This window comes from Solwaraspora sp. WMMA2059, from assembly GCF_027497315.1.
GTDB lineage: Bacteria > Actinomycetota > Actinomycetes > Mycobacteriales > Micromonosporaceae > Micromonospora_E.
In genome coordinates, this window is the sequence record NZ_CP114908.1 from 1,352,515 (window position 1) to 1,378,706 (window position 26,192).

Here is a 26,192-nt window from a genome sequence, read left to right on the forward strand (position 1 = left end):
TCAGCGCTCCGACCCGAACATCTGCGTCCAGTAGAGGGTCCCGTTCGACGAGGTGGCCGTGCCGACCCCCATGGCGACCGCGTCGCAGTTGAGGATGTTGGCCCGGTGGCCCGGGCTGTTCATCCAGCCCTCCATGACCGCCTCGGCGGTGGGGTAACCGGCCGCCACGTTCTCGCCGATCGCCTGCTCGTAGCCGGCCCGCCTGGCACGTTCCCACGGGTCGCTGCCGTCGCTGCCGTCGTGCGACATCTCGTTGTTGGCTGCCTGGTCCTCGCTGTGCAGCCGGGCAGCCTCGGCCAGCTGGTTGTTGATCGTCACCGCGCCGCACCCGTTGTCGTCGCGCGCCGCGTTGACCAGCACCAGGACCTGCTGCTGCCGGCTGGTGTCCCCGGTGGCGGTCTGCTGCGGCGCGGCGCTGGTCTTCGCCGGCGCGGCGGTGGTGCGCTGCGGCCGGGAGCTCTCCGGGGCGGCGGTGCTGCGGCGTGGGCTCGGGGCAGCCGAGGTCGGCGGTGGCGGTGCCGGGCTCGCAGCCGGGGTCGGGGCGGCGCCGAGCTCGGCGTCGAGCACCTCCGGCTCGCCGATCTGCGGATCCTCCGTACCAGCGGACTGTTCGGTGAGTGGGTCGGTGACCGAATCTACATCCGTTGCCACGACGGTGTCGTCGGTGCCTTCGGTTGAGTCGTCGCCGAACCCGGCGCGCAGCATCGCGCCGCCGCCACCGATCGCCACCAGCAGCACGACGACCAGCGTGGCCAGGGTGACCGGCCCGACGGCGAGTCGGCGCCGTCGGCCGTCGGCAACCTCCGGGTCGGAGTCGTCGCGCGCGTCAGACCGCCGCCGACGGGCCACGCGGGTCAGCGACCCGGTGTCGGTCGGGTCCTCACGCGGCCCCCGGTCGTCGTCGGTCCAGCGATCGTCGCCGCTGGCCCAGCCGTCGTCACCACCGGGCCAGCCGTTGGCGTCGCCGGGCCCGTCGGACAGGTCCCGCAGCACGCTGTACCGGTGCGTCTCGGTCTCGTCGTGCCAGGCGTCGCTGCCGGTCCTGTCGTACCCGTGCGGAGCGTCGGCGTACCCCGGCCCGTCGGCGTACCCCGGCCCGTTTGGGCGGGCGATGAGGTGGGTGTCGTACCCCTCATCGGCGGGGCGGCCGTACGGCTGCGGGTGGTACCCGGCCTCGTGGGGGAGCTGCTGGGTCGGGTCAACGGGGTAGCCGCCGTGGGGTACGCCGTCGTACCCCGGGTGCCCGTCGTACCCCGGGTGCCCGTCGTACCCCGGGTGCCCGTCGTACCCCGGGTGCCCGTCGTACCCCGGGTGCCGGTCGTATGACTCCTGTCCATGGCGGTCCGCTCCGTACGCCGGGTAACCGCCGTCGCCGTAACTGACGCCGTCGTAGCCGCCATCGCCGGGTGACCGGCCGGCGGTCGGGTAGCCGTCGGTCGCCGCCGGGCCGGGGTAGCCGTCGGCCGATGAGGGGTCGGGCCGCCAGCCGGCGTCGAGGTGGTCGCGCCAGGAACTCTGCCCGAACCGGTCGGTGTCCCAGCCGGCGTCACCGGGTGCGGTGTGGTCAGCGGGCGGCGTCGGATCGCCGGGGATGGATCCATCGGCCCGGTCGTTGCGCCGGTACAAGGTCGTTGCCTCCGCAGGTGGGTGGTCGGCCAGCGAGCCGCGTCCGGTGGGACCGGGGGCGCTGTGCCGGGTGCGACGCTAAGGCGTCCGGCGGCGCCCGGCAACGCTGCTAAGACAAACCGGCGATCCAGCTAAGGAAGAGATAAGGCGGACAGCTGTCCGGCTGAGGTTCTGCCGGTGACACTGTGATCTGTGCCGCTAAACCGCCGCTGTTCGCACCTTTTGGGCGATAGATTCGATGGAGGAGGTGGGGTCCTCGTCTGGTGGAACTTGACGAAGCGGCGACTTCGGCGGACCATGGGGGTGTCGCCAGTCGCGCCCAGTCGCGCCCCCGCATGCCCGGGGGTTGACCGACACGAGGGTTCACGGGCGCGCGTTGGCCGGCCTTTCCGGCAGCGCATTACAAGGAGACGAAATGGCGAAGGCCCTCTACGGCCACGTTGGTGCAGCACCCGACCGGCGCCTGCTCGACGAGGTCACCCGATTGCGTGCCACGGTACAGGCACTGGAGTTCGAGATCACCCGGCTGCGGGCGGAGAACGACCGGCTCGCCGCAGCGGTCGCCGAGAGCGACGACCTGCTGCGGATCCCCGAGCCTGCGCTCACCTGATCTCCACGGGCGCCGGTGCAGGCCGGCGCCCGCCGCCAGTGACCGTACGTACCGCTGATCGCACGCACCCCGCGCGCCGACACTCAAGTGCCGGCGCGCAGCTTTTTGTCCGGGCCCGTCTGTGGCCCCGTTCACGTCCCATCCGTCGGCGGCCGCTGTGGCCCCGTCCGGGCCCCGGTGACGGCGCCCCAGCCGCGTCGGATCCGGTGACCGTCCGACCGACGGGTTAGCCTGTGCGGTACTGACCAGCACTGACGGCCGCACGGCGACCCGTCGGACGAGGAATCGGACCGTGCATCTCAAGAGTCTGACGGTGAAGGGCTTCAAGTCCTTCGCCTCCGCCACCACCCTGAAGCTGGAGCCCGGGATCACCTGCGTGGTCGGCCCGAACGGCTCCGGCAAGTCCAACGTCGTCGACGCCATCGCCTGGGTCCTCGGCGAGCAGGGCGCGAAGGCGCTGCGGGGCGGCAAGATGGAGGACGTCATCTTCGCCGGCACCGCCGGCCGGGCCCCGCTGGGCCGGGCCGAGGTCACGTTGACCATCGACAACACCGACGGTGCGTTGCCGATCGAGTACACCGAGGTGTCGATCACCCGCCGGATGTTCCGCTCCGGCGAGAGTGAGTACGAGATCAACGGCAACCACTGCCGGCTGCTCGACATCCAGGAACTGCTCTCCGACTCCGGCATCGGCCGGGAGATGCACGTCATCGTCGGCCAGGGCCAGCTCGACGCCGTACTGCACGCCAAGCCGGAGGACCGGCGGGCCTTCATCGAAGAGGCCGCAGGTGTGCTGAAGCACCGCAAGCGCAAGGAAAAGGCGCTGCGCAAGCTGACCGCGATGCAGACCAACCTGGACCGGCTGACCGACCTGACCGGCGAACTGCGCCGCCAGCTCAAACCGCTGGGCCGGCAGGCCGAGGTGGCCCGCCGGGCCGCCGGCATCCAGGCCGATCTGCGCGACGCCCGGCTGCGGCTGCTCGCCGACGACCTGACCACCCTGCGGACCACCCTCGACAAGGAGATCGCCGACGAGACGGCACTGCGGCAGCGCCGTACCGAGGTGGAGTCCGAACACGCCGAGGTGCAGTCCCGGCTGGCCGAGCTGGAGTCGGCGCTGGCCGAGGACGCGCCGCTGCTCGCCGCCGCCCAGGACACCTGGTACAAGCTCGCCGCCCTGCAGGAACGCTTCCGGTCGACCGAGCAGCTGGCCGGTGAACGGCTGCGGCACCTGTCCGGCGTGCCCGACGACGAACGACCCGGGCGTGACCCGGACCAGCTCACCGACGAGGCGCACCGGGTCCGCGAGCAGGAGGAGGAGCTGCGGGCCGCACTGACCGAGGACCAGATCCGCCTCGCCGAGGCGGTGGAGGGCCGCCAGCAGCTGGAGGCGCAGCTGGCCCAGGCCGAGCGGGCGCTGGTCGCGGCCGCCAAGGCGATCGCCGACCGGCGGGAAGGGCTGGCCCGGCTGACCGGCCAGGTCAACTCGGCACGCGCCCGCACCTCCAGCGCCGCCGACGAGATCTCCCGGCTCACCGCCGCGCACGCCGACGCGCAGGCCCGCGCCGACCGGGCCCAGCAGGAGCTTGATGCGGCCGCCGAACTCTCCACCGAGGCCGACCGGGACAACGCCGACCTGGACGCCCGGCACGCCGAGGCGGTCACCGCGCATGACGCCGCCGCCGCGCAGGTACGGCAGCTGTCCGACGCCGAGCGCCGGGCCGAGAAGGAGGCCGCCACCTGGCAGGCGCGGGAGGACGCGCTGGCGATGGGGCTGCGCCGGGGCGACGGCGCCGGGGCGCTGCTGGCCCGGGCCGACCAGGTTCCCGGGCTACTGGGCAGCCTGGCCGGCCTGCTCACCGTCGCGCCTGGACACGAGGCGGCGCTGGCCGCCGCGCTGGGTGGTCTCGCCGACGCGGTGGCGGTCACCGGCATTGACGAGGCGGCCGAGGCGATGCGGCTGCTCAAGATCCAGGATTCCGGCCGGGCCAGCCTGCTGGTCGCCGGACCCGCCGGGCCGGGAATGATCGGCTCGCCGGACACCCTGCGGCCGGTCATGCCACCCGGGGCGACCTGGGCGCCGGACGCGGTCAGCTGCCCCGATGAGCTCCGCCCGGCGCTGCACCGGGCGCTGCGGGACGTGATCCTGGTCGGCGACCTCGCGGCGGCCACCGCGGCCGTCGCCGACCATCCGCAGCTGCGGGCGGTCACCCCGGACGGCGACATCGTCGGCGCCTACGCTGCCGCCGGCGGGTCCGCCAAGGCCCCCAGCTTCATCGAGGTGCAGGCGGCGGTCGAGGAGGCCCGCAGTAACCGGCTCACCGCCGAAGCCACCGTCGCCGAACTGCGCGGGCAGCTCGACACCGCTCGGGAGGCGGCGGCCGGCCTCAAGGAGCAGGTCGCGCAGGCCGCCGCCGAGCGTCGACAGGCGGAGGGGCAGCGTAACGCCGCCGCCCGCCGGCTCGCCGAGCTCGGCGCTGCGGCCAGGTCGGCACGGGCCGAGGCGGAGCGGCTCGGGGCCTCCCGGGACAAGGCCGCCGAGTCCCGGGACCGAGACCTGGCCACGCTGGAGGAGCTGGAGGAGCGGCTCCGGCTGGCCGAGGCGACCCCGATCGACGAGGAGCCGTCGACCGCCGAACGGGACGAACTCGCCGCGATGCTGCCCGGTGCCCGGCAGAACGAGATGGAGGTCCGACTCGCCGTCCGTACCGCAGAGGAGCGGGTGTCGTCGATCGCCGGCCGGGCGGACTCACTGTTGCGGCAGGCGGCGGCCGAGCGGGCCGCGCGGGAACGCGCCGCCGCCCGCCGGGCCGCCCGGGCCCGGGGCGCGCAGATCGCCCGCGCGGTCACCGCCGGCGCTCGCTTCGCGCTGACCCAGCTGGCCGACTCGATGGTCGACGCGGCCGCCGCCCGGGACGAGATCGCCAGCGCCCGCGCCGCGCGGGAGGCCGAGCTGCAGGAGGTACGCGGCGCGGCAAAGCGGCTCGGGGCCGAGCTGGAGCGGCTGACCAGCGCCGTGCACCGCGACGAGGTGGCCCGCGCCGAGCAGCGGCTGCGTATCGAGCAGCTGGAGGCGAAGGCGGCCGAGGACTTCTCGCTGGACGTGGAGACCCTGCTCGTCGAGTACGGCCCGCACCAGCCGGTGCCGCCCACCCAGGCCCAGCTGGCGGCGGCCGCCGCCGACGGCAAACCGGAGCCCACCCCGGTGCCGTTCGACCGGGCCACCCAGGAGAAGCGGTCGGCGAAGGCCGAACGGGAGCTGGCCCTGCTCGGCAAGGTCAACCCGCTGGCGTTGGAGGAGTTCGCCGCGCTGGAGGAGCGGTACAAGTTCCTCTCCGACCAGTTGGAGGACCTGAAGGCGACCCGCAAGGACCTGCTCACCGTCGTCGCGGACGTGGACGACCGGATCCTCGAGGTCTTCTCCAGCGCGTACGCCGACACGGCCCGCGAGTTCGAGCAGGTGTTCACCGTGCTGTTCCCGGGTGGCGAGGGGCGGCTGGTGCTCACCGACCCGGACGACCTGCTGACCACCGGGGTGGAGGTGGAGGCCCGGCCACCAGGCAAGAAGATCAAGCGGCTGTCGCTGCTGTCCGGCGGGGAGCGGTCGCTGACCGCCGTCGCCATGCTGGTGGCCATCTTCCGGGCCCGGCCCAGCCCGTTCTACATCATGGACGAGGTGGAGGCGGCGCTGGACGACGTCAACCTCGGCCGGTTGATCACCCTGATGGCCCAGCTGCGGGACCGCAGCCAGCTGATCATCATCACCCACCAGAAGCGGACCATGGAGGTCGCCGACGCGTTGTACGGGGTCACCATGCGCAACGGCGTCACCCAGGTGATCAGCCAACGGCTCAAGTCGGCTGACGAGTCAGCGGCGCTGACCGGGCCGGAGTCGCCGGAGCCGAGCGCGTCGGAGCCGAGCGCGCCTACTGCGCAAGCCCCGCAGCCTGCTGAGGAGGCTGCGGCGTCGGCTGCGCCGCCGCCGAATCGGTGAGCCGGCGGCGGGCCACCTCACGCAACGCGCCGTCGGTTGTCGTGCCCTCCAGCGTCACCTCGGCCGTCGCGCCGTCGTGCAGCAGCGTGCTGACCGCGTTGCCGAAGTACGGGCCGTCCAGCTTGCGCCAGCGCACCGATGGCCTTGGCAGTCCGGCGGTGCGGGCCAGCGCCCGCAGCGCCGCCGTCGGCCCCCGCCACCAGCCCAACCGCATCAACGGCCGCATCAGCGCCGGCACCTGGTTGTGGATCGGTGAGCAGGTGAGCTGGTGCACCGGGGTGCGAACCCGCCCAGGCAGCACGGCCCGCGCCACGTACGAGTGGTGCACGTCGCCGGAGAGCATGCTGATCGAGGCCGGTGGCGGATGGCCCGGCCCGGTGCCGATCCGGTCCGGTTGCGTCCTGTCGGCGGCAGACGGCCCCGCGCCGATCCGGGCGAACAGTTGCCCGAGGTCGTCGAAGGAGCGCCGGAACGCGGCCCAGTGCTCCAGGTCCAGGGCCTGGCGCAGCCACTCCGACGCAGCCGCGACCCACCGCCGGGGCGACTCGGCCAGCCGTTCGTTCCACGACTCGAGGTGGTGGATGCCGGGCGGCATCAGCCAGGGCAGCGACGCGCCGACCACCAGATGGTCGTAGCGGCCGTGGGCCCGGTCGGTGAACCAGGCCCACTCACCGGCCGGCAACATGCTGCGTGCCCCCGGCCGCAGTACCCGGCTGCACCGGTTGTCCAGCACGATCACCCGGGTCCGGCCGACGTCCAGCGAGAAGCTCCACTGGTACTGCACCTGCGACCAGCGCTGCGGGTCGTGCGCGACGTCCGCCTCGGCGTCCACCCGGGCACCGAATTCGCGCAGCACATCGGTGGCGTCGTCGGCGGCGGTGACCGCCCGGAACACCGGGTCGGCGGCGACCTCGTCCGGGGCCAGGTTGCCCAGGTGCTGGTAGACCCAGTAGGAGGCGAGTCCGCGGCTGATCCGCTCCGGCCACCAGGGCTCGCCGCGCATCCGTGCCCGCCAGGCGGCCGAGGTGTTCCAGTCGTCGATCACCTCGTGGTCGTCGAAGATCATCACGCTCGGGACGGTCGACAGCAACCAGCGGATCTCCGGGTCCCGCCACGACTCCAGGTACAGCCGGGTGTACTCGGGGAAGCTGACCACCTGATCGGCTGGGGCACCGGGCGGTAGCCCGCGATGTCGGCGCCGCCGCCGCAGGAACCGTCGGATCACCGGCGACGTCTCGTCGGCGTACACCTGATCGCCGAGCAGGAGCAGCAGGTCGGGCCAGTCGTCGCCGGCCGGGTCCAGGCCGGCCAGCCGCCGGGCGTACGCGTCGAGCGCGTCCGGCGGCAACCGTCGGGCGGTGGAGTGCTGGGTGGTCTCCCGGCAGGATCCGAAGATCAGCCGCACCGGCTGGGCGTCGTCGTCGGCCCGCCGGGTCCGGATCACACTGCCCGGGTACGGCGAGTCCGCCTCCGGCCAGACCCGCCGGTCGTCGAGGAAGACCTCGTAGCGGTGGCTGGAGCCGGGGGCCAGCCCGTTGACCACCACGAGCGCGTAGTGGTGCCCGAACGCGCTGAAGGTGCGGGCCGAGCCGCCCGCCGTGCCCGTCGTCGCGACCCGTACCGTGGCCGGGGCGTCGGTCTCCACCCAGACGGTGGCCTGCCCGCCGACCACCCGCCGCAGCAACGGCCCGATCAGTAGCCGGGGGCCGGCCGCCGGTCGGAGCTGCGGGTCCGGTCCACCGGCGGTTGTGCCGTCGGTCACCGGTGGTCCCTGCCGAACTGGTGTGCAGACATGGTCGACCTTTCGCGAGGGACGCGGGACGGCCTCTTTTCTACCCCGCATGCAGGCCCGTCACCCAGTTCCCTGACCGGTACCTGGGGTGTGGTCGCCGGCCGGCGACACTGTTCCCGGGGGGTGTGGTCGCCGGCCGGCGACACTGTTCCCGGGGGTGTGGTCGCCGGCCGGCGACACTGTACCGGGGGGTGGGTGTCACCGATGGGTGCGGTGGGCGGGACTCGGTCGCGGCCATCTGTCAGGATTTCCGCATGGATTACCTCGTCCTCGCCGCGATCCTGCTCGGTGTGCTGCTGCTCGCCGGTCTCGGGCTGGTGGTGCCCCGGATGCGCCGGCAGCCTCCGCTGCCGCCGGCACCGCCGACCCCGCTCGGCGGCGAGCAGCCGCAGGAGCGCCCACCAGCCGACGGCGAGCGTCCGGCCGGCGTCGCCGTCGAGGAACGTCCGGTCGCGCCACCGGCCGAACCGGAGCAGGCGCCTGCGGAGCCGGTGGCGCCGGCGCCACCGACCCTGGAACGTCCGGAGCCCACGGCCGGGCGGCTGGTCCGGCTGCGGACCCGGCTGTCCCGGTCGCAGGGCCTGCTCGGCAAGGGACTGCTGAACCTGCTCTCCCGGGACCGGCTGGACGAGGAGGTCTGGGAGGAGATCGAGGAGAGCCTGATCACCGCGGACGTCGGCATCGAGCCGACCCGGGAGATCGTCGACCGGCTGCGGGAGCGTACCCGGGTCCTCGGCACCCGCAGTGCCACCGAACTGCGTACGCTGCTCACCGAGGAGCTGGTCGCCGCGCTGGACCCGCAGCTCGACCGGGCGTTGAACACGGGCGGCGAGCCGAGCGTGATGCTGGTCGTCGGGGTCAACGGGGCAGGCAAGACCACCACCTGCGGCAAGATCGCCCGGGTGCTGGTCGCCGATGGCCGTACCGTGCTGCTGGGCGCCGCCGACACGTTCCGCGCCGCCGCCGCCGACCAGTTGACCACCTGGGCCTCTCGGGTCGGCGCCGAGGTGGTCCGCGGCCCGGAGGGTGCGGACCCGGCCAGCGTCGCCTTCGACGCGGTGAAGCGGGGCATCGACACCAAGGTCGACGCGGTGCTGATCGACACCGCCGGCCGGTTGCAGAACAAGATCGGCCTGATGGACGAGCTCGGCAAGGTCAAGCGGGTGGTGAGCAAGCATGGTCCGGTGCACGAGACACTGCTCGTGCTGGATGCCACCACCGGGCAGAATGGGTTGGAGCAGGCCCGGGTGTTCACTGAGGCGGTGGAGGTGACCGGGGTGGTGCTGACCAAACTCGACGGCACCGCCAAGGGCGGTATCGTCATCGCGGTGCAGCGCAAACTTGGCATTCCGGTCAAACTGGTCGGTCTCGGCGAAGGTCCGGACGACCTCGCCCCGTTCGATCCGGCGCAGTTCGTCGACGCCCTGATGGGCGCCGATCCACGTGGAATGGATGCGTAGCCTCGGGTGACGTACCGCAATCAGGAGCCACGTCTCGGGAGACCGTACGTGACCCAGCAGGAGATCCCACTGCGTGGCGGCAACGTCAGCACCGTGGTGCGGGTCGGAGACACCGTCCGGCGCAACGTCGGCCCGTGGACGCCCTCGGTGCACGCGCTGCTGCGGCATCTGGAGTACGTCGGGTTCACCGGCTCGCCCCGGGTCCTCGGCATGGACGAACGCAACCGTGAGGTCCTCTCCTACGTCGAGGGGGAGTGCGGCGAGTATCCGCTGGCGCCGCACTGGGTCAGCGACGAGGCGCTGGTCACCGTCGCGACGATGTTGCGGATGTTCCACGACGCCCAGTACGGGTTCAATCCGCCGCGTAGCGCGGTCTGGCGTTCGTTCGGCCCGCCGCCGCCGGACACCGAGGTGATCTGCCACCACGACGCGGCCCCGCACAACGTGATCTGGCGTCCGGACGGTACTCTCGCCCTGATCGACTTCGACCTGGCGTCGCCGGGGGCGCGGATCTACGACGTCGCGTACGCCGCGTGGACCTGGGTGCCGCTCTTCTCCGACCGGGACTCCTACACGCTGGGTTGGCGGCACCCGGACCGGCCGCGCAGGCTGCGGCTGTTCGCCGACGCGTACGGGCTGATCCCCCGCGACCGGCACCGGCTGGTCCGGACCATCCGCAAGCGGGTCGTCGACCACGTGGAGGGAATTCGTCGGATGGCCGCCGCCGGAGATCCGGCGTTTGTCCGGATCGTGCACAAAGGTCATCTTCGTCGGCCGATGCGGGATCTGCGGCTGCTTGACTACGAACGGCACATCTTGGAGTACGCGCTGCGCTGACGGGCGGCGAGTACCAGTTGCGCTGACCGGTCGCGGCCCGGGGCGGCAGCGGTCCGGGTACGGGTGACGAGTTCTGTCGCCTTCCGGACAGTAGGCGGTGGCTATTCGGTTGATATGACCCTGCCTGATCTGGCGATAGTGAAGTGTTCTTCACATGTTGGAAACAACCCGTCACGTGTTGGAAACGGCACGGGCACCCTGCGTGAAACAGCTGCCCAGCAAGCTTCGCGCAACCGGCGAGCGGGCGATGCTGCCTCTTGGAGCCGGTTATGTTTCCAACTGAGAGGAGGCAGCGTGCCGGAACTAGATTCTGGTGCCACCGCCTGGATTTTGACTTCAGCCGCCCTGGTGTTGCTCATGACGCCCGGATTGGCGCTGTTCTATGGTGGCATGACGCGGTCCAAGTCCGTGCTCAACATGATGATGATGAGCTTCGGCGCGATCGGCCTGGTCAGCCTGCTGTGGGTCTTCTACGGCTACAGCATCGCCTTCGGTGAGGACGTCGGCGGCGTCACCGGTGACCTCTCCATGGCCGGCCTGCGCGGCATGCTCGAGTCGGGCTCCGAGGGCGGCATCCCGGACCTGCTGTTCGCCGTCTTCCAGATGATGTTCGCGATCATCACCGTCGCACTGATCAGCGGTGCGATCGCGGACCGGGCGAAGTTCGGCGCCTGGCTGCTCTTCGCCGGCCTGTGGGCCACCCTGGTCTACTTCCCGGTCGCGCACTGGGTGTGGGGCGGTGGCTGGATCTTCGAGCTCGGCGTCCTCGACTTCGCCGGTGGTACCGCGGTGCACATCAACGCCGGTGCTGCGGCACTCGCGCTGGCCCTGGTGCTCGGCAAGCGGGTCGGCTGGCCGAAGGACAAGTTCAAGCCGCACAACCTGCCGATGGTCCTGCTCGGCGCCGGCCTGCTGTGGTTCGGCTGGTTCGGCTTCAACGCCGGCTCGGCGGTCGCCGCCGACGGTGCCGCCGCGGTCGCCTTCATCAACACCCAGGTGGCCACCGCGGCCGCCGTGCTGGGCTGGATCGTCGTCGAGTGGTTCCGCGACGGCAAGCCGACCACCCTCGGCGCCGCCTCCGGTGCCATCGCCGGTCTGGTCGCCATCACCCCGGCCTGTGCCTTCCTGGAGCCGCTCGGGGCGATCGCGCTCGGCATCATCGCCGGTGTGGTCTGCGCCCTGGCGGTCGGCCTCAAGTACAAGCTCGGGTACGACGACTCGCTTGACGTGGTCGCCGTGCACATGATCGGCGGCATCATCGGCTCGCTGCTGATCGGCTTCCTGGCCGTCGAGGTGCTGGCCGGAGAGGGCAACGCCGGACTCATCTACGGCGGTGGCATCGACCTGCTCGGTCTGCAGGCGCTCGGTGTGGTCGCGGTGCTGGTCTACTCATTCGTCGTCGCCTACATCATCGGCTTCGCGATCGACAAGACCATCGGCTTCCGGGCCAGCGCCGACGCCGAGGTCGAGGGCATCGACACCGCCGAGCACGCGGAGAGTGCCTACGAGTTCGGTAGCGCCTCGGGTGGCGGCTTCGCCGCCGCCGGCATCGGGAAGGCGCCCGCCGGTTCGGGCGAGTCCGCACCGGTCAGCGAGAAGGTCGCCGGTTAACGTTCCCTGATGGAGGGGTTAGACATGAAGCTGGTGACCGCGGTCATCAAGCCGTACCAGCTCGACGCGGTCAAGGAGGCCCTGCACGCCCTCGGCGTCGCCGGCCTGACCGTGAGCGAGGTCCAGGGGTACGGACGCCAGAAGGGCCACACCGAGGTGTACCGGGGTGCCGAGTACACCGTCGAGTTCCTGCCGAAGATCCGGATCGAGGTGCTGACCGACGAGATCGACGTCGAGAAGGTCGTCGACGCGGTCGTCACGGCGGCCCGCACCGGAAAGATCGGCGACGGGAAGGTCTGGGTGACGGCCGTTGAGGACGTCATCCGGGTCCGCACCGGCGAGCGTGGTCTCGACGCGCTCTGAGTCGGCGAGCCCACCCAACCGGTAGCGAGAACACATGACCGACGGAGTCGGGGTCCGGCAGCGTCCTGCGGCCGGCCCCGGCCCGTCGCTGTCCGACGGCATCGGTGCCGCCGCCCGCGTGGACCGGGCGGCGGCACTCGATGTCTGGCTGACCTCGCTGATGCCGGCCGGGCTGACCGGTATCGCCCTGGTGGCGGTCGGCGGACTCGGCCGGCTGCAGTGCTCGCCGTACAGCGATCTCGATCTCGTGCTGATGCACCGCGGCGTCGCCGGGATGGACGAGATCGCCGCCCGCCTCTGGTACCCGGTCTGGGACGCCCGCCTCGGGCTGGACCACTCGGTGCGTACCCTGCCGGAGGCGCTGTCCGTCGCCCACGACGATGTCAAGGTCGCGCTCGGCCTGCTCGACGCCCGGCACGTCGCCGGCGACCGGGAACTCACCGCCGAGCTGCAGGCCGCCGCGACCGACCAGTGGCGGCGCACCGCCGTCCGCCAACTGCCGGCGCTGCGTGAGGTCACCGAGGCCCGTTGGCGGACCCACGGCGAGTTGGCCTTCCTGCTGGAAGGCGATCTGAAGGAGGCCGCCGGCGGGCTGCGCGACGTCGGGATCCTGCGCGGGATCGCCCTGGCCGGCATCGCCGACAGCATGCGTCCGGCCGCCCGCGCGGCCCATCTGCGGCTGCTGGACACCCGCGACGCGCTGCACGTCGCTGTCGGCCGGCGGGTGGACCGGCTGGTGGCCCAGGAACGCGCCACCGTCGCCGGCCTGCTCGACCTGGACGACCCGGACACCCTGCTGCGCCGGGTCGCCTCGGACGCGCGCACCATCACCCACGCCCTCGACGACGCCTGGCGCAGCGCCGACCGGCTGCGCTCGGGCCGTCGGCGCGGCGGCGGTCCGCCGGTGCGCCGGCCGGTGGCCCGCGACGTGGTCGAGCACGACGGTGAGCTGGTCCTCGCCCGGACCGCGATCGGGGCCCGCCCGGACCCCAGCCTGTCGCTGCGGGTCGCCGCGGCCGCCGCCACCAGCCGGCTGCCGATCGCCCGGGCGACCTGCGAGTGGCTCGCCGCGTACTGTCCGCCGCTGCCCGCGCCGTGGCCGGATGCTGCCCGGGCCGCGCTGATCACCCTGCTCGGCGCCGGTCCCGGTCTGGTGCCCACCTGGGAGACCTGCGACCGGTACGGGCTGGTTGACGGCTGGCTGCCGGAGTGGCCCCGGATGCGCAGCCTGCCGCAGCACAACCCGGTGCACCGGTTCACCCTGGACCGGCACCTGGTCCAGGCGGCACAGGAGGCGACCGCGTTCACCCGCGAGGTGGACCGGCCCGACCTGCTGCTGCTCGGTGCGTTCCTGCACGACGTGGGCAAGGGGCTGCCCGGCGACCACAGTACGGTCGGCGCGCCGGTGGCGACGCGGATCGCCGCCCGGATCGGGCTGCCCCCGGCCGACGTCAACATGATCGACAAACTGGTCCGGCTCCATCTGCTGCTGCCAGAGGTGGCCACCCGGCGTGACCTCAGCGACCCGGTGACGATCTCCCAGGTCGCCGCTGCGGTGGGCGACACCACCACGCTCGGTCTGCTGCACGGTCTGGCCCGCGCCGACGCCCTGGCGACCGGCCCGGCGGCCTGGTCGGACTGGAAGGGGCGGCTGATCGCCGAACTGGTCCGCCGAGTGCACACCGCGCTGGACACCGGGGTGCTGCCCCAGCCGCCGCGACCCGATCCGGCGCTGGTGGCGGGTCCACTGCCGGCCGTACACATCGACGGTGACGACCGGGTCGCGGTGGCCGCTGCGGACCGGCACGGCCTGCTCGCCGCGGTCGCCGGCTGCCTGGCCCTGCACCGGCTGGACGTGCTGACCGCGGACGCCTCCACGGTCGACGGGCGGGCGCTGGTCGAGTTCCGGGTCCAGCCCCGGTACGGCACCCCGCCGGACACCATCGCGCTCGCCGCCGACCTGCGGCGGGCGGTCGCCGGTGACGTGTCGGTCACCCAGCGGCTGCGGGGTCGGGCACTCGCCGCCCGGCGGGCCGGAGCCGACCCTCGGGTGGTGTGGCACCGGGAGGCCGCCACCGACGCGGTGGTGCTGGAGCTACGGGCGGCCGACTCGGCCGGTCTGCTCTACCGGGTGACCAGCGCACTCGACGAGGCCGGCGCCCAGGTGCGGGCGGCCCGGATCTCCACCCTGGGCGGTGACGTGGTCGACGCCTTCTACCTGGTGGGTGCCGGCCCGGACGACGCCGAGCGGGCCCGCCTGGAAGCCGCGGTGCTGGCCGCCGCCGGATGACCGGGCGGCGCAGCGGCGGAGCCGGATGCCGGAGTGGCGGAAGCGGGCGGCGGCCGCAGGCGCTGGAGTGGCAGGAGCGGGCGGAGCGGGCGGCGGCTAGGCTTGCCAGGTCGGGCGGAGTCGCGTTCCGACGCCGCCGTGAGTTGCCCTGCCGGATCGACATACAGGATGTTGCGTCGTGTTTGACACTTTGAGTGATCGACTGTCCGGGATCTTCGGCAAGCTCCGGGGCAAGGGTCGGCTCACCGACGCCGACATCGACGCGACCGCCCGGGAGATCCGGCTGGCGCTGCTGGAGGCGGACGTCGCGCTGCCGGTGGTGAAGGCGTTCATCGGCCGGGTCAAGGAGCGTGCCCGTGGCTCCGAGGTCTCCCAGGCGCTCAACCCGGCCCAGCAGGTCATCAAGATCGTGCACGAGGAGCTGGTCGGGGTCCTTGGCGGCGAGCAGCGCCGGCTCCGGTTCGCCAAGCAGCCGCCGACGGTGATCATGCTGGCCGGGCTGCAGGGTTCCGGCAAGACCACCCTCGCCGGCAAACTGTCCAACTGGCTCAAGGCGCAGGGGCACCAGCCGCTGCTGGTCGCCGCCGACCTGCAACGCCCGAATGCGGTCGGTCAGCTGCAGGTCCTCGGCGGGCGGGCCGGGGTCGAGGTGTTCGCCCCGGAGCCCGGCAACGGGGTCGGCGACCCGGTGGCCGTCGCGAAGGCGTCGATCGAGCATGCCCGCCGGTCGGCGCGCGACGTCGTCATCGTCGACACCGCCGGTCGGCTCGGCATCGACGCCGAGATGATGGCCCAGGCCGCCGCGATCCGCGACGCGGTCGACCCGGACGAGGTCATCTTCGTCATCGACGCGATGGTCGGGCAGGACGCGGTCCGCACCGCCGAGGCGTTCCGCGACGGCGTCGGCATCACCGGCGTGGTGCTGTCCAAGCTCGACGGCGACGCGCGCGGCGGTGCGGCGCTGTCCGTCCGGCAGGTCACCGGCGAACCGATCCTGTTCGCCTCCACCGGTGAGAAGCTGTCCGACTTCGACGTCTTCCACCCGGACCGGATGGCCAGCCGGATCCTCGGCATGGGCGACATGCTCACTCTGATCGAGCAGGCCGAGCAGGCCTTCGACGCCGATCAGAAGGAGAAGATGACCGCCAAGTTGATGGGCGGCGAGCAGTTCACCCTGGAGGACTTCCTCGACCAGCTCATCGCGGTGCGCCGGATGGGGCCGATCGCCAACGTGCTGGCCATGATGCCCGGGATGGGGCAGATGAAGGACCAGTTGGCCGAGGTCGACGACAAGCACTTCGACAAGGCCACCGCGATCATCCGCTCGATGACCCCGGGCGAGCGGACCAACCCGAAGATCATCAACGGTTCGCGCCGGGCCCGGATCGCCAACGGCTCCGGGGTCACCGTGATGGACGTCAACCAGCTGCTCAACCGCTTCGCCGAGGCGCAGAAGATGATGAAGCAGATGGGCGGGATGATGGGTCTGCCCGGTGGCGGGCGGCGCAAGGCGACCAAGTCGCCGAAGAACAAGCGCAAGGGGAACAAGGGCGGCAACCGGGGCGGCGGTGCCCGGCAGCGGGGCGGCGGCGGGGTGCCGGCCGGCTTCCCGGGCGGCATGCCGCAGCTGCCGCCCGGCCTCGACCCGAACGCGCTGGGCGGCGGCGACGGTCTGCCGCCCGGCTTCAAGCTCCCCAAGATCGACTTCAACAAGTTGAACAAGCGGGAGAAGGGCTGAGCGCCGTCGACCCCGCACCCGTGCCGCTGCACGTCCGCGGGGTCGTGCTGCCCGAGGACCGAACCCGGGACCTGTGGCTGGTCGGCGACCGGGTGACGCTGCACCCGGTGCCCGGCGCGACCACCGTGGTCGACGGCGGCTTCATCCTGCCCGGGCTGGTCGACGCGCACTGCCACATCGGCATCGCCCGGGGCGGGACGCCGATCGGCTCGCTCGACGACGCCCGCCGGTTGGCCGGCGTCGACCGGGACGCCGGTGTGCTGGCGCTGCGCGACGCCGGGTCGCCGTACCCGTACCCGCAACTCGACGACGAACCGGACCTGCCCCGGCTGGCCCGCGCCGGCCGGCACGTTGCACCGCCCCGGCGCTACCTGCGCGACATCGGCGTCGAGGTGCCGGCGGAGCGGCTGTCCGACACGGTGGCCGAGCAGGCCAAGGCGGGCAACGGCTGGGTCAAGCTGGTCGGCGACTGGATCGAGCGGTCCGCGGGGGACCTCGCCCCGGCCTGGTCGGCGGAGGCGATGACCGACGCCATCGCCACCGCGCACCGGGCCGGTGCCAGGGTCGCCGCGCACACCTTCGACGAGGAGGCGGTACGGATCCTGGTCCGGGCCGGGGTCGACTCGGTCGAGCACGGCACCGGGCTGAGCCCTGACCTGATCGACGAGATGGCCCGGCACCGGACTGCGCTGATCCCGACGATGATCAACATCGCGACGTTCGGCGGGATCGCCGACCGGGCCCGGGAGAAGTTCCCCCGGTACGCCGCCCACATGATCAGCCTGCGGGACAGGTTCCCCGAGGTGGTACGCGCCGCGCACGAAGCCGGCGTGCCGGTCTTCGTCGGCACCGACGCCGGTGGCGGCATCGCCCATGGCCGGGCCGCCGACGAGATGCTGACCCTGCACACTGAGGCGGGCATGCCGGCCGAGGCGGTGCTGGCCGCCGCCTCCTGGGGTGCCCGGGACTGGCTCGGCTTCCCTGGCCTGGTCGAGGGAGGGCTCGCCGACCTGGTTGTGTACCCGGCGGACCCGCGGGCCGACCTGCGGGTGGTCCGCGCACCCGAGCGGATCATCCTGCGCGGGCGGGTGCTGCGCTGACCCGGTGGCCGGGGCGGCCCTGAGCCGGCTGCGGCGGGTGCGTCGCGCAGCCGCCACCGGCGGCGCATAGGATGTCCGGTCATGGCCCGCGTGCTCACACCTCGTGCGGAGGACTTCCCCCGCTGGTACCAGGATCTGATCGCCAAGGCGCAGCTCGCCGACAACGGACCGGTGCGCGGCACCATGGTGATCCGGCCGGCCGGGTACGCCATCTGGGAGCGGATGCAGTCCGAGATGGACAACCGGATCAAAGCGGCCGGCGCGGAGAACGCGTACTTCCCGCTGTTCATCCCGGAGAGCTATCTGCGCCGCGAGGCCGAGCACGTCGAAGGCTTCTCCCCGGAGCTGGCGGTGGTCACCCACGGTGGCGGCAAGCAGCTCGCCGAGCCGGTGGTGGTCCGGCCGACCAGCGAGACGGTGATCGGCGAGTTCATGGCCAAGTGGGTCGACTCCTACCGGGACCTGCCGCTGCTGCTCAACCAGTGGGCCAACGTGGTGCGCTGGGAGCTGCGCCCCCGGGTGTTCCTGCGGACCAGCGAGTTCCTCTGGCAGGAGGGGCACACCGCGCACGCCGACGAAGCCGACGCACGGGCGTACGCCCGACGAATCCTGCACGAGGTCTACGAAGACTTCATGGTCAACGTGCTCGGCATCCCGGTGCTGGTCGGGCGTAAGACCGCCCGGGAGCGCTTCGCCGGAGCCACCAGCACGTACACCCTCGAAGGGATGATGGCCGACGGCAAGGCGCTGCAACTGGGCACCTCGCACGAGCTCGGGCAGAACTTCGCCCGCGCGTTCGACATCACCTACACCTCCGCGGAGCGGGCGGTCGAGCACGCCTGGACCACCTCCTGGGGGGTCTCGACCCGGATGCTCGGCGGGCTGATCATGGTGCACGGCGACGACAACGGGCTGCGGGTGCCGCCACGGCTGGCCCCGGTCCAGGCGTACGTCATGGTGGTCAAGGCCGGCGACGGGGTCGCCGAGGCGGCGGCCAAGCTGCGCGACGCGTTGCGCGACGCCGGGGTACGGGTCGGCCTGGACGACCGGGTGGACACGCCGTTCGGCCGCCGGGCCGTCGACGCCGAGCTCAAGGGATATCCGGTACGCGTCGAGGTCGGCCCGCGCGACCTGGCCGCCGGCAATGCGGTGCTGGTCCGGCGTACCGACGGGTCGAAGACCCCGGTACCGGTCGCCGACGTGGTCGGCGCGGTCCGCAACGCCCTCGACGCCGACCAGCAGCGGCTCTACGACCAGGCGCTGACGCTGCGTCAGACGCGTACCGTCGAGGTCGGCACCCTCGCCGACGCCGTCGCCGCTGCGGCGACCGGATGGGCCCGGGTGCCGTGGTCGGTGGTCGGTCCGGCAGGTGAGGCCGAGGTCAACGCGCAGGGCGTCACCGTACGTTGCCTGCTGCGTCCGGACGGCTCGGTGCCCGACTCCGACGACGAGCCCGACCTGGTCGCGGTGCTGGCCCGCTCGTACTGACGCCCTGCCCTGCCGTCGGTGAGCGGCGCCGCCCGTTCGCGGGCGGCGCCGCTGTCGGGTCGTTCGTGCGGGCCCGCCGGCGGGCCGTTCGTGGACGGTGTCGCTGTCGTTGGGCATGGTGAGCGAGGGAGATGAACATGCGGTTTCAGCCCGGTCAGTTGATCATGCATCGGAATGTGCGGCGCGGGCGTCTCGGCTGGGTCCGTCCGGCCCGGGTCGTCGTCGACGACGAGCGGGGTCTGCTGGTCTGGGTCGACCGGGGCTCGCCGGTGGTCAACGAGGTGGCCGACGACGGCCGTGGCATGCGGGCGATGCCGTTCACCGAGTGGATCACCCGGTCGTACCGGATCAAGCACGGCCGCTGGCTCGGCCCCCCGGTGCTGAAGTTCCTGCCCGCCGGGGCCGCCCACTCGGTGTGGTGGTTCCGCGACGACGCCGGGAACTTCCTCAACTGGTACGTCAACCTCGAAGAGCCCGGTGTGCGCTGGGCCGACGGCGACCTCGCCGGAGTGGACGTAATCGACCAGGACCTGGACGTGGTGGTCCGCCCGGACCGCAGCTGGGTCTGGAAGGACGAGGAGGAGTTCGCCGAGCGGCTCGCCTTCCCGGAGCACTACTGGGTGCGTGACGAGGCGGCGGTACGGGCCGAGGGGCGGCGGGTGATCAAGATCGCCGAGTCGGGTGACTTTCCGTTCGACGGGACCTGGTGCGACTTCCGGCCGGACCCGGCCTGGGCGCCGCCGGCCGAGCTGCCGCCCGGCTGGGACCGCCCGCCGGCAGCCGGCTGACCGCCGGGCACCTCGGGCTGACCGGCGACCCACCGGGGCCACCGGGTGTGGCGGTACGCCGCGGGTCTGGCAGAATAGTGTGTTGGTATCCGGTACGTGTTCGGCGCCCTCTACCCGGGCACGTCGCCAGTCCACCCGAGCTGCCTCTGGCCCAACCCCACTGTGCCGGTCGGCGTTCACCCGCGCACCGCCCTCGGGGGCCGGTGAAGATCGCAACAGGAGCGAACAAACCGTGGCCGTAAAGATCCGGCTTCTGCGGATGGGCAAGATCCGCAACCCGCAGTACCGCATCGTCGTCGCCGACTCGCGTACCAAGCGCGACGGGCGGGCGATCGAGTTCGTCGGGATCTACCACCCGAAGGAAGACCCGTCGGTCATCGAGGTGACCTCGGACCGTGTCCAGTATTGGCTCTCGGTCGGCGCTCAGCCGAGCGAAGCCGTCCAGCGTCTGCTGGAAAAGACCGGCGACTGGCAGAAGTTCAAGGGCCTGCCCGCCCCGGCGCCGCTGCTGGTGGCACCCGAGCGGGCCGACCGCAAGGCGGCGTACGAGGCGGAGGCCAAGGCCGCCGCAGGCGTCGCGGACACGCCGACCAAGCCGGCGAAGAAGGCCGAGAAGAAGGCCGAAGCGAAGTCTGAGCCGAAGGCCGAAGCGAAGTCCGAGCCGGCGGCTGCCGAAGCGCCGGCCAAGACCGAGGAGCCCACCGGTGCCGGCTCCGGCGAGCAGGCCTGACATGGTCCTCCGGCCCGCGCTGGAGCACCTGGTCAAGGGGATCGTCACCCACCCCGACGACGTACGGGTCCGGCTGGTCGACTCGCGCCGGGGCAAGCGCCTGGAGGTACGGGTGCATCCGGAGGACCTCGGCACCGTGATCGGCCGCGGCGGGCGCACCGCCAAGGCGCTGCGTCAGGTGATCGGGTCGATCGGCGGGCGTGGCGTGCGGGTCGACATCGTCGACTCGTACTGATGCTGTTGATCGTCGGTCGGATCGGCCGACCACACGGAATCCGTGGCGAGGTCACGGTCGAGGTCCGGACCGACGAACCGGAGATCCGGTTCGCCGCCGGATCGGTGTTGATCACCGATCCGGCGGCGGTGCCGGCCGTCCGCGAACCGCAGCAGCCGCCACCGCCCGGCGCGACCCTGGTCCGCGTCCCTGACCGGTTGACCATCGAGACGGTCCGCTGGCATCAGGGCCGACCGTTGGTGCAGTTCGCCGGGGTTGTCGACCGCGACCTCGCCGAGGCGTTGCGGGGCGTACTGCTCTGCGTGGACAGCAGCGACATCGCCACCCCGGAGGATCCGGACGAGTACCACGATCACCAGCTGGTCGGCCTGACGGCGGTCACGTCGTCCGGCGAGGTCCTCGGCGAGGTGGCCCGGATCGACCACGCGCCCGCATCCGATCTGCTGGTGCTCCGCCGGCCCGGCGGCGGGTCCGCCCTGGTGCCGTTCGTCCGGACGATCGTGCCGGAAGTGGATCTCCCCGGTGGGCGGGTGGTCGTCGACGCCCCACCCGGCCTGCTCGACCTGTGAGCGCTCCGATGCCATCCGGCGCGGTGGCGCTGCAGGTGGACGTCGTCACGATCTTTCCGGACTACCTGGCGCCGCTGGACCTGTCGCTGATCGGCCGGGCACGCCGAGCCGGCCTGCTCAGCGTCGAGGTGCACGACCTGCGCCGCTGGACGCACGACGTGCATCGGACGGTGGACGACACCCCGTACGGCGGTGGTGCCGGGATGGTGATGCGCCCGGAGCCGTGGGGCGCGGCGCTGGACGAGCTGGCTGCTGCCGGACGGCCGCCCGCGCGGCTGGTGGTGCCGACCCCGGTGGGGGAGCGGTTCGACCAGGCGATGGCGCAGCGGTTGGCCGCCGAGCCTCGACTGATCTTCGCCTGTGGCCGCTACGAGGGGATCGACCAGCGGGTGATCGACGAGGCGGCGGGAGCGCTGCCGGTGACCGAGGTGTCCCTCGGCGATTTCGTCATCTTCGGCGGTGAGGTCGCCGTGCTGGCCATCCTGGAGGCGGTGACCCGGTTGATTCCCGGAGTGCTCGGCAACGCCGGATCGCTCGTCGAGGAGTCCCACTCGGACGGGTTGCTGGAGGGGCCGGTCTACACCAAGCCGCCGCAGTGGCGGGGACGCGAGGTGCCGGAGGTACTACGATCGGGCGATCACGGCCGGATCGCCCGGTGGCGGCGAGACCAGGCGCTGCTCCGTACCGCATCGCGTCGGCCGGATCTGCTCGCCGGACTGCCGGCCGGAAAACTTGACAAAAGAGACATTGCGCTGCTGGTTGCGGCCGGATTTCAACTGCCGGCCGGTGATGTGGCAGAGTAGTGGGGTTGCCGCAGACGGGCATGCGTGTCCGGCTGCGAGGATCCCGCCAGCGGGAAGGCGTCGAACGTTGCGGCATCGAATGCTGAGGCGTCGAGCGTTCCGGCCCGGGATCAGAATCATCCATCCGCGCACCGCGAGACGGTGCGCCTTGAGTAGCCCAAGGATGCAGCGATGAACACGCTGGACGCTCTTGACGCCCAGTCGCAGCGGACCGACCTTCCGGACTTCCGCGCCGGTGACACGCTCAAGGTGCACGCCCGGGTCGTCGAAGGTAACCGTTCCCGGGTGCAGGTCTTCCAGGGCGTGGTGATCCGCAGGCAGGGTGCCGGCCTGCGGGAGACCTTCACCGTCCGCAAGGTCAGTTTCGGTGTCGGAGTCGAGCGGACCTACCCGGTCAACAGCCCGGCCATCGACCGGATCGAGATGGTGACCCGTGGTGACGTCCGTCGCGCCAAGCTGTACTACCTGCGGGAACTCCGTGGCAAGGCCGCCAAGATCAAGGAAAAGCGGGAGAAGCAGGTCAGCTGAGCCCGCTGATCCCGGTTCCCGATCTCAGGACTGCCGCTGGGAGCTTTCGCCAACTACCCTTGCGGTAGTGACCGATGGGGAGCGCTACATCCGCGGCATCCGTCGTGGCGGCGGGAGTCAACTGTGCTACCGCTCGTGGCGCCTGACGAGAGGCGCCGTGGGCGGTAGCGCCGTGTCTCGGGACCGGGGAGATGCGTAGCGTGTATCCACAAGGAGACCAGGATCAGTGGCAGCGGCGTGCCTCGTCGGGGGCGCGGTCGCAGCGCAACCGTCGGGACGGCCGGGCGGTAGCGCGCCCGCGTCGGTCGGGCCAGTCCGGCATGCAGATGGTGCAGCGCAGGCGTCGGCAGATGCCGCTGTGGCAGGAGTTGCCGCTGCTGCTGGTGGTGGCCTTCTGCCTGGCGGTGCTGATCCGCTCCTTCCTGCTGCAGGCGTTCTTCATCCCGTCCGGCTCCATGGAGGACACACTGCTGGTCGGTGACCGGGTGCTGGTCAACAAGGTCGTTTACGACGTCCGGGATCCGGTGCGCGGCGAGGTCGTCGTCTTTCGGGGCACCAACGACTGGGCACCGGAGCACACCGACGACCCCGACCTCGGTTTCGTCGCCAAACTCGGCCGCACCGTTGGTGATCTGGTCGGGGTTGGCCGGCCCGGTGAGAAGGACTTCATCAAGCGGGTCATCGGCGTACCGGGCGACCGGATTCGCTGCTGTGACGACCAGGGCCGGCTGACCGTCAACGACCAGCCGTTGGACGAGGCCGGCTACGTCCTGGAGGACTCGCCGCTGGACGTCCCACCGAGCCCAGGTGAGTGCCGGTCCCGGCAGTTCGCTGAGGTCGTGGTCGAGCCTGGACACCTGTTCGTGATGGGTGACCACCGACTGGTCTCACAGGACTCCCGCTGTCAGGGCTCGGTGCCGATCGAGAACGTCATCGGCCGGGCCTTCGTGATCGTCTGGCCCCAGGATCGCTGGGACGGCCTGTCCGTGCCGGACACCTTCGACAGCCTGCCGCCGACGGCTCCGACTCCGGCGGCGGTCGATCAGCCGGGGGACGTTCCGGAGACCTCCGGTGACCTGGTGGTTGTGCTGCCAGTGATGATTCCGCTACTTTTCGCTTCGCGCTCCGTGCCGCTGTTCTCAGCCAGACGTCGTAGGCTCCGGTTGTGATCGACGAGCAGACCGAGAAGAAGCCCAGTTCCTTCTGGCGTGAACTACCGATCCTGTTGGGTGTGGCGGTCCTCGTCGCGGTCCTGGTCCGGGCGTTCGTCCTGCAGACCTTCTACATCCCGTCGCCGTCGATGGAGCACACCCTCGACATCAACGACCGGGTGCTGGTCAACAAGGTCGTCTACCACTTCCGGTCGCCCGAACGCGGCGAGATCGTCGTGTTCCGGGCCCCACCGGAGTGGAGCAGCAACCCGGACGGTGAGGACTTCATCAAGCGGGTCATCGGGGTCGGCGGAGACCGGGTCGAGTGCTGTGACGCCGAGGAACGGTTGATCATCAACGGCCAGCCGCTGGACGAGCCGTACATCTACTCCGAGGGCGGGATCAGCGATCCCGCAGCGGTCGGTCCGTTCGACATCACCGTGCCGGAAGGACGGCTCTGGGTGATGGGTGACCATCGCTCGGCATCGGGTGACTCGCTGGAGCACTGGGACCGCAGCGGCGACATCGACTACGCGACCATCACCGAGGACTCCGTGGTCGGCCGGGCGTTCACCGTCTTCTGGCCACTGGACCGGGCCACCTGGCTCACCGTGCCGGAGCCGTTCGAGACCGTGCCGAGTTCGGGACCGTGACCGGTCACGTCACGCCGTCCCGGACGGTGCGGTCGGCGGTGGCAGCGGCCCACGTGTCGTGCCGGTCGGCTTGTTCTCCTACTCTGGTCGGGTGACCGACGCGGAGCTGACGGTGGACCGAGCGCCAAAGCCGGCGTGCAACCGGCACGCGGCCCGGGTCCTGCTCGTCGACTCGGCGGGTCGGGTGCTGCTGCTCCGCGGGTACGACCCGGCCCGTCCCGGGCACCGGTACTGGTTCACCCCCGGCGGTGGACTGGAGCCCGGCGAGACCCCGGCCGACGGCGCGGTCCGCGAGTTGGCCGAGGAGACCGGGCTGCGGGTGACACCGACCGAGTTGGGCACGCCGGTCTGGCAGGAAACCGTCGAGTTCCCGTTCGACGGACGGTGGTACCGCCAGGAACAGCACTTCTTCCTGCTGCGGGTGCCCAACTGGCAGGTCGACACGAGCGGGTTCGACGCCATCGAACGCCGTACGATCGACGCTCACCGGTGGTGGCCGATCGGCGAGCTCGCGGCCACCCCGGAACGGGTCTATCCGCCTGAGCTGCCGACCCTGCTGCGCCGGCTGACGGGAGAGGCCGAACCGTGCTGACTCCACCGCGTACCGTGGTGCGCCGTGAGGCCGGGCTCTACGCGTTGGAGCAGGCCCTGCGCCGACGCGGATTCGCCCAGGTCGCCGGCGCCGACGAGGCCGGTCGGGGTGCGTGTGCCGGGCCGCTGGTGGCGGCTGCGGTGGTGCTCGCGCCGGGCCGGCGGGGTGAGATCGACGGGCTGGCCGATTCGAAGCTGCTCACCCCGGGGGCGCGGGAGCGGGTCTACGCCTCGGTCCGTGACCGGGCACTCGCCCACCGGATCGTGGTGGTTCCAGCGGACGAGATCGACCGTCGGGGCCTGCACGTGTGCAATCTCGCCGCGATGCGCCGGGCGCTGGCCGGGCTCAGTCCCGCACCCGAGTACGTGTTGACCGACGGGTTCGGCGTCGACGGGCTCGGAGCGCCCGGGCTCGCGGTGTGGAAGGGTGACCGGGTGGCGGCTTGCGTGGCGGCGGCCAGCGTGCTCGCGAAGGTCACTCGGGACCGGCTGATGGTCGAGCTCGACGGGCGGTTCCCGGGTTACGGTTTCGCCGAGCACAAGGGCTATGCCACCGCCGAGCATCAGGCCGCGCTGAGTCGGCAGGGGCCGTGTGCCGAGCACCGGTTCTCGTACGTCAACGTAGCGGCTGCCTCCGGCCGGTCCGCGAGCCCGCCCCGCTCCCGCCGACCGGCCGCCGAAGCTGACCGGGCCGATGGAACCGACTCGGCCGGTATCGGCATCCGTGAGCCGATGGGGCGTCCGGACCCCGTACGGGGTACCGTCGGCGTGGCGTTGGACGAGCAGCTTCGCCAACCGGCGCTACTGGGGGAAGATGTGGTCATGGAAGGCGGATGGCGATGAGCGCCGAGGATCTCGAGAAGTACGAGACAGAGATGGAGCTGCAGCTCTACCGGGAGTACCGCGACATCGTCCGCCAGTTTTCGTACGTCGTCGAGACCGAGCGTCGCTTCTACCTGGCGAACCAGGTCGACCTGCACGTGCGCAATTCTGACGGCGAGGTGTACTTCGAGGTCGAGATGCACGATGCCTGGGTGTGGGACATGTACCGTCCTGCCCGTTTCGTGAAGAACGTCAGAGTAATGACGTTCAAGGATGTAAATGTGGAAGAGTTGGACAAGCCGGAAATCTCACTACCGGCAGATTCCGGATTCAGCGGCTGACTTCAATGGGCGCCACCAGGTCGTCCGGGAACCGGGTATCGACGGGCACCGTCGGCGACCGAGACTCGACAC

The 26,192-nt window shown here is 71.7% G+C and carries 22 protein-coding genes and 1 pseudogene; 21 read left to right on the forward strand and 2 right to left on the reverse strand.

Annotated elements, in window-relative coordinates:
• On the reverse strand, positions 1 to 1,626 hold the full coding sequence (locus O7553_RS06105; RefSeq protein ID WP_281553871.1) for a CAP domain-containing protein: 1,626 nt from the start codon (positions 1,624 to 1,626) through the stop codon (positions 1 to 3).
• A gap of 415 nt (positions 1,627 to 2,041) precedes the next feature.
• On the opposite strand from O7553_RS06105, the gene O7553_RS06110 reads away from it, so the two are divergent.
• Together O7553_RS06110 and smc are read left to right on the forward strand one after the other, a co-directional pair.
• The gene (locus tag O7553_RS06110; protein ID WP_123600485.1) at positions 2,042 to 2,236 is read left to right on the forward strand and encodes a hypothetical protein; all 195 of its coding nucleotides are present in this window, start codon (positions 2,042 to 2,044) and stop codon (positions 2,234 to 2,236) included.
• 292 nt (positions 2,237 to 2,528) lie between these two features.
• Positions 2,529 to 6,089: pseudogene (smc, locus tag O7553_RS06115) on the forward strand (chromosome segregation protein SMC); the annotation flags it as partial.
• A 73-nt stretch (positions 6,090 to 6,162) separates the two neighbouring features.
• Here the strand turns inward: smc and O7553_RS06120 are convergent.
• The gene (locus O7553_RS06120; RefSeq protein ID WP_281553872.1) at positions 6,163 to 7,992 is read right to left on the reverse strand and encodes an alkaline phosphatase D family protein; all 1,830 of its coding nucleotides are present in this window, start codon (positions 7,990 to 7,992) and stop codon (positions 6,163 to 6,165) included.
• A 284-nt stretch (positions 7,993 to 8,276) separates the two neighbouring features.
• Here O7553_RS06120 and ftsY point away from each other — a divergent pair, with 284 nt between their 5' ends.
• The 19 genes from ftsY to O7553_RS06215 all read left to right on the forward strand — a co-directional run bounded on the left by ftsY (position 8,277) and on the right by O7553_RS06215 (position 26,120).
• Positions 8,277 to 9,482, forward strand: coding sequence for a signal recognition particle-docking protein FtsY (gene ftsY / locus O7553_RS06125; RefSeq protein ID WP_281553873.1), 1,206 nt, complete (start codon positions 8,277 to 8,279; stop codon positions 9,480 to 9,482).
• A gap of 6 nt (positions 9,483 to 9,488) precedes the next feature.
• Positions 9,489 to 10,319, forward strand: coding sequence for an aminoglycoside phosphotransferase family protein (locus O7553_RS06130; RefSeq protein ID WP_281553874.1), 831 nt, complete (start codon positions 9,489 to 9,491; stop codon positions 10,317 to 10,319).
• Positions 10,320 to 10,676: 357 nt separating this feature from the next.
• Positions 10,677 to 11,930, forward strand: a complete 1,254-nt coding sequence (locus tag O7553_RS06135; protein WP_281553875.1) for an ammonium transporter — start codon at positions 10,677 to 10,679, stop codon at positions 11,928 to 11,930.
• Positions 11,931 to 11,954: 24 nt separating this feature from the next.
• Positions 11,955 to 12,293 carry a P-II family nitrogen regulator gene (locus O7553_RS06140; protein WP_199757473.1) on the forward strand — a complete coding sequence of 113 codons (339 nt, stop codon included), beginning with the start codon at positions 11,955 to 11,957 and terminating at the stop codon, positions 12,291 to 12,293.
• Positions 12,294 to 12,327: 34 nt separating this feature from the next.
• The gene (locus O7553_RS06145; protein WP_281553876.1) at positions 12,328 to 14,583 is read left to right on the forward strand and encodes a [protein-PII] uridylyltransferase; all 2,256 of its coding nucleotides are present in this window, start codon (positions 12,328 to 12,330) and stop codon (positions 14,581 to 14,583) included.
• A 178-nt stretch (positions 14,584 to 14,761) separates the two neighbouring features.
• The gene (gene ffh, locus O7553_RS06150) at positions 14,762 to 16,321 is read left to right on the forward strand and encodes a signal recognition particle protein (RefSeq protein ID WP_281553877.1); all 1,560 of its coding nucleotides are present in this window, start codon (positions 14,762 to 14,764) and stop codon (positions 16,319 to 16,321) included.
• Between the two features lie 20 nt (positions 16,322 to 16,341).
• Positions 16,342 to 17,421, forward strand: a complete 1,080-nt coding sequence (locus O7553_RS06155; protein WP_281553878.1) for an amidohydrolase family protein — start codon at positions 16,342 to 16,344, stop codon at positions 17,419 to 17,421.
• Between the two features lie 81 nt (positions 17,422 to 17,502).
• Positions 17,503 to 18,909 (forward strand): proline--tRNA ligase, encoded by a 1,407-nt coding sequence (proS, locus tag O7553_RS06160; protein WP_281553879.1) that lies wholly within the window; start codon positions 17,503 to 17,505, stop codon positions 18,907 to 18,909.
• Between the two features lie 137 nt (positions 18,910 to 19,046).
• Positions 19,047 to 19,697, forward strand: a complete 651-nt coding sequence (locus O7553_RS06165; protein ID WP_281553880.1) for a DUF402 domain-containing protein — start codon at positions 19,047 to 19,049, stop codon at positions 19,695 to 19,697.
• Positions 19,698 to 19,929: 232 nt separating this feature from the next.
• Positions 19,930 to 20,427: a 30S ribosomal protein S16 gene (gene rpsP, locus O7553_RS06170; RefSeq protein ID WP_281553881.1), complete on the forward strand. Its 498-nt coding sequence runs from the start codon at positions 19,930 to 19,932 to the stop codon at positions 20,425 to 20,427.
• The gene (locus O7553_RS06175) at positions 20,402 to 20,662 is read left to right on the forward strand and encodes an RNA-binding protein (protein ID WP_199757474.1); all 261 of its coding nucleotides are present in this window, start codon (positions 20,402 to 20,404) and stop codon (positions 20,660 to 20,662) included. The genes rpsP and O7553_RS06175 overlap by 26 nt, the downstream gene beginning before the upstream one ends.
• A 2-nt stretch (positions 20,663 to 20,664) precedes the next feature.
• On the forward strand, positions 20,665 to 21,231 hold the full coding sequence (gene rimM, locus O7553_RS06180; protein ID WP_281555496.1) for a ribosome maturation factor RimM: 567 nt from the start codon (positions 20,665 to 20,667) through the stop codon (positions 21,229 to 21,231).
• Positions 21,232 to 21,260: 29 nt separating this feature from the next.
• Entirely contained in the window at positions 21,261 to 22,034 is a 774-nt protein-coding gene (gene trmD, locus O7553_RS06185; protein WP_281555497.1) for a tRNA (guanosine(37)-N1)-methyltransferase TrmD, read from the forward strand.
• Positions 22,035 to 22,205: 171 nt separating this feature from the next.
• Positions 22,206 to 22,562 (forward strand): 50S ribosomal protein L19, encoded by a 357-nt coding sequence (gene rplS, locus O7553_RS06190; protein ID WP_278167775.1) that lies wholly within the window; start codon positions 22,206 to 22,208, stop codon positions 22,560 to 22,562.
• Between the two features lie 320 nt (positions 22,563 to 22,882).
• Positions 22,883 to 23,731 (forward strand): signal peptidase I, encoded by an 849-nt coding sequence (lepB, locus tag O7553_RS06195; RefSeq protein WP_281553882.1) that lies wholly within the window; start codon positions 22,883 to 22,885, stop codon positions 23,729 to 23,731.
• A complete protein-coding gene (lepB, locus tag O7553_RS06200) occupies positions 23,728 to 24,366 on the forward strand; it encodes a signal peptidase I (protein WP_281553883.1) in 639 nt (212 codons plus the stop codon). Before lepB (O7553_RS06195) ends, lepB (O7553_RS06200) begins: the two co-directional genes overlap by 4 nt.
• A 91-nt stretch (positions 24,367 to 24,457) precedes the next feature.
• Positions 24,458 to 24,958, forward strand: coding sequence for an NUDIX hydrolase (locus O7553_RS06205; RefSeq protein WP_281553884.1), 501 nt, complete (start codon positions 24,458 to 24,460; stop codon positions 24,956 to 24,958).
• Complete coding sequence (locus O7553_RS06210) at positions 24,952 to 25,800, forward strand: ribonuclease HII (protein WP_281553885.1); 849 nt, start codon at positions 24,952 to 24,954, stop codon at positions 25,798 to 25,800. Before O7553_RS06205 ends, O7553_RS06210 begins: the two co-directional genes overlap by 7 nt.
• Positions 25,797 to 26,120: a DUF2469 domain-containing protein gene (locus O7553_RS06215; RefSeq protein ID WP_123604412.1), complete on the forward strand. Its 324-nt coding sequence runs from the start codon at positions 25,797 to 25,799 to the stop codon at positions 26,118 to 26,120. Before O7553_RS06210 ends, O7553_RS06215 begins: the two co-directional genes overlap by 4 nt.
• The last annotated feature ends 72 nt before the right edge of the window (positions 26,121 to 26,192 follow it).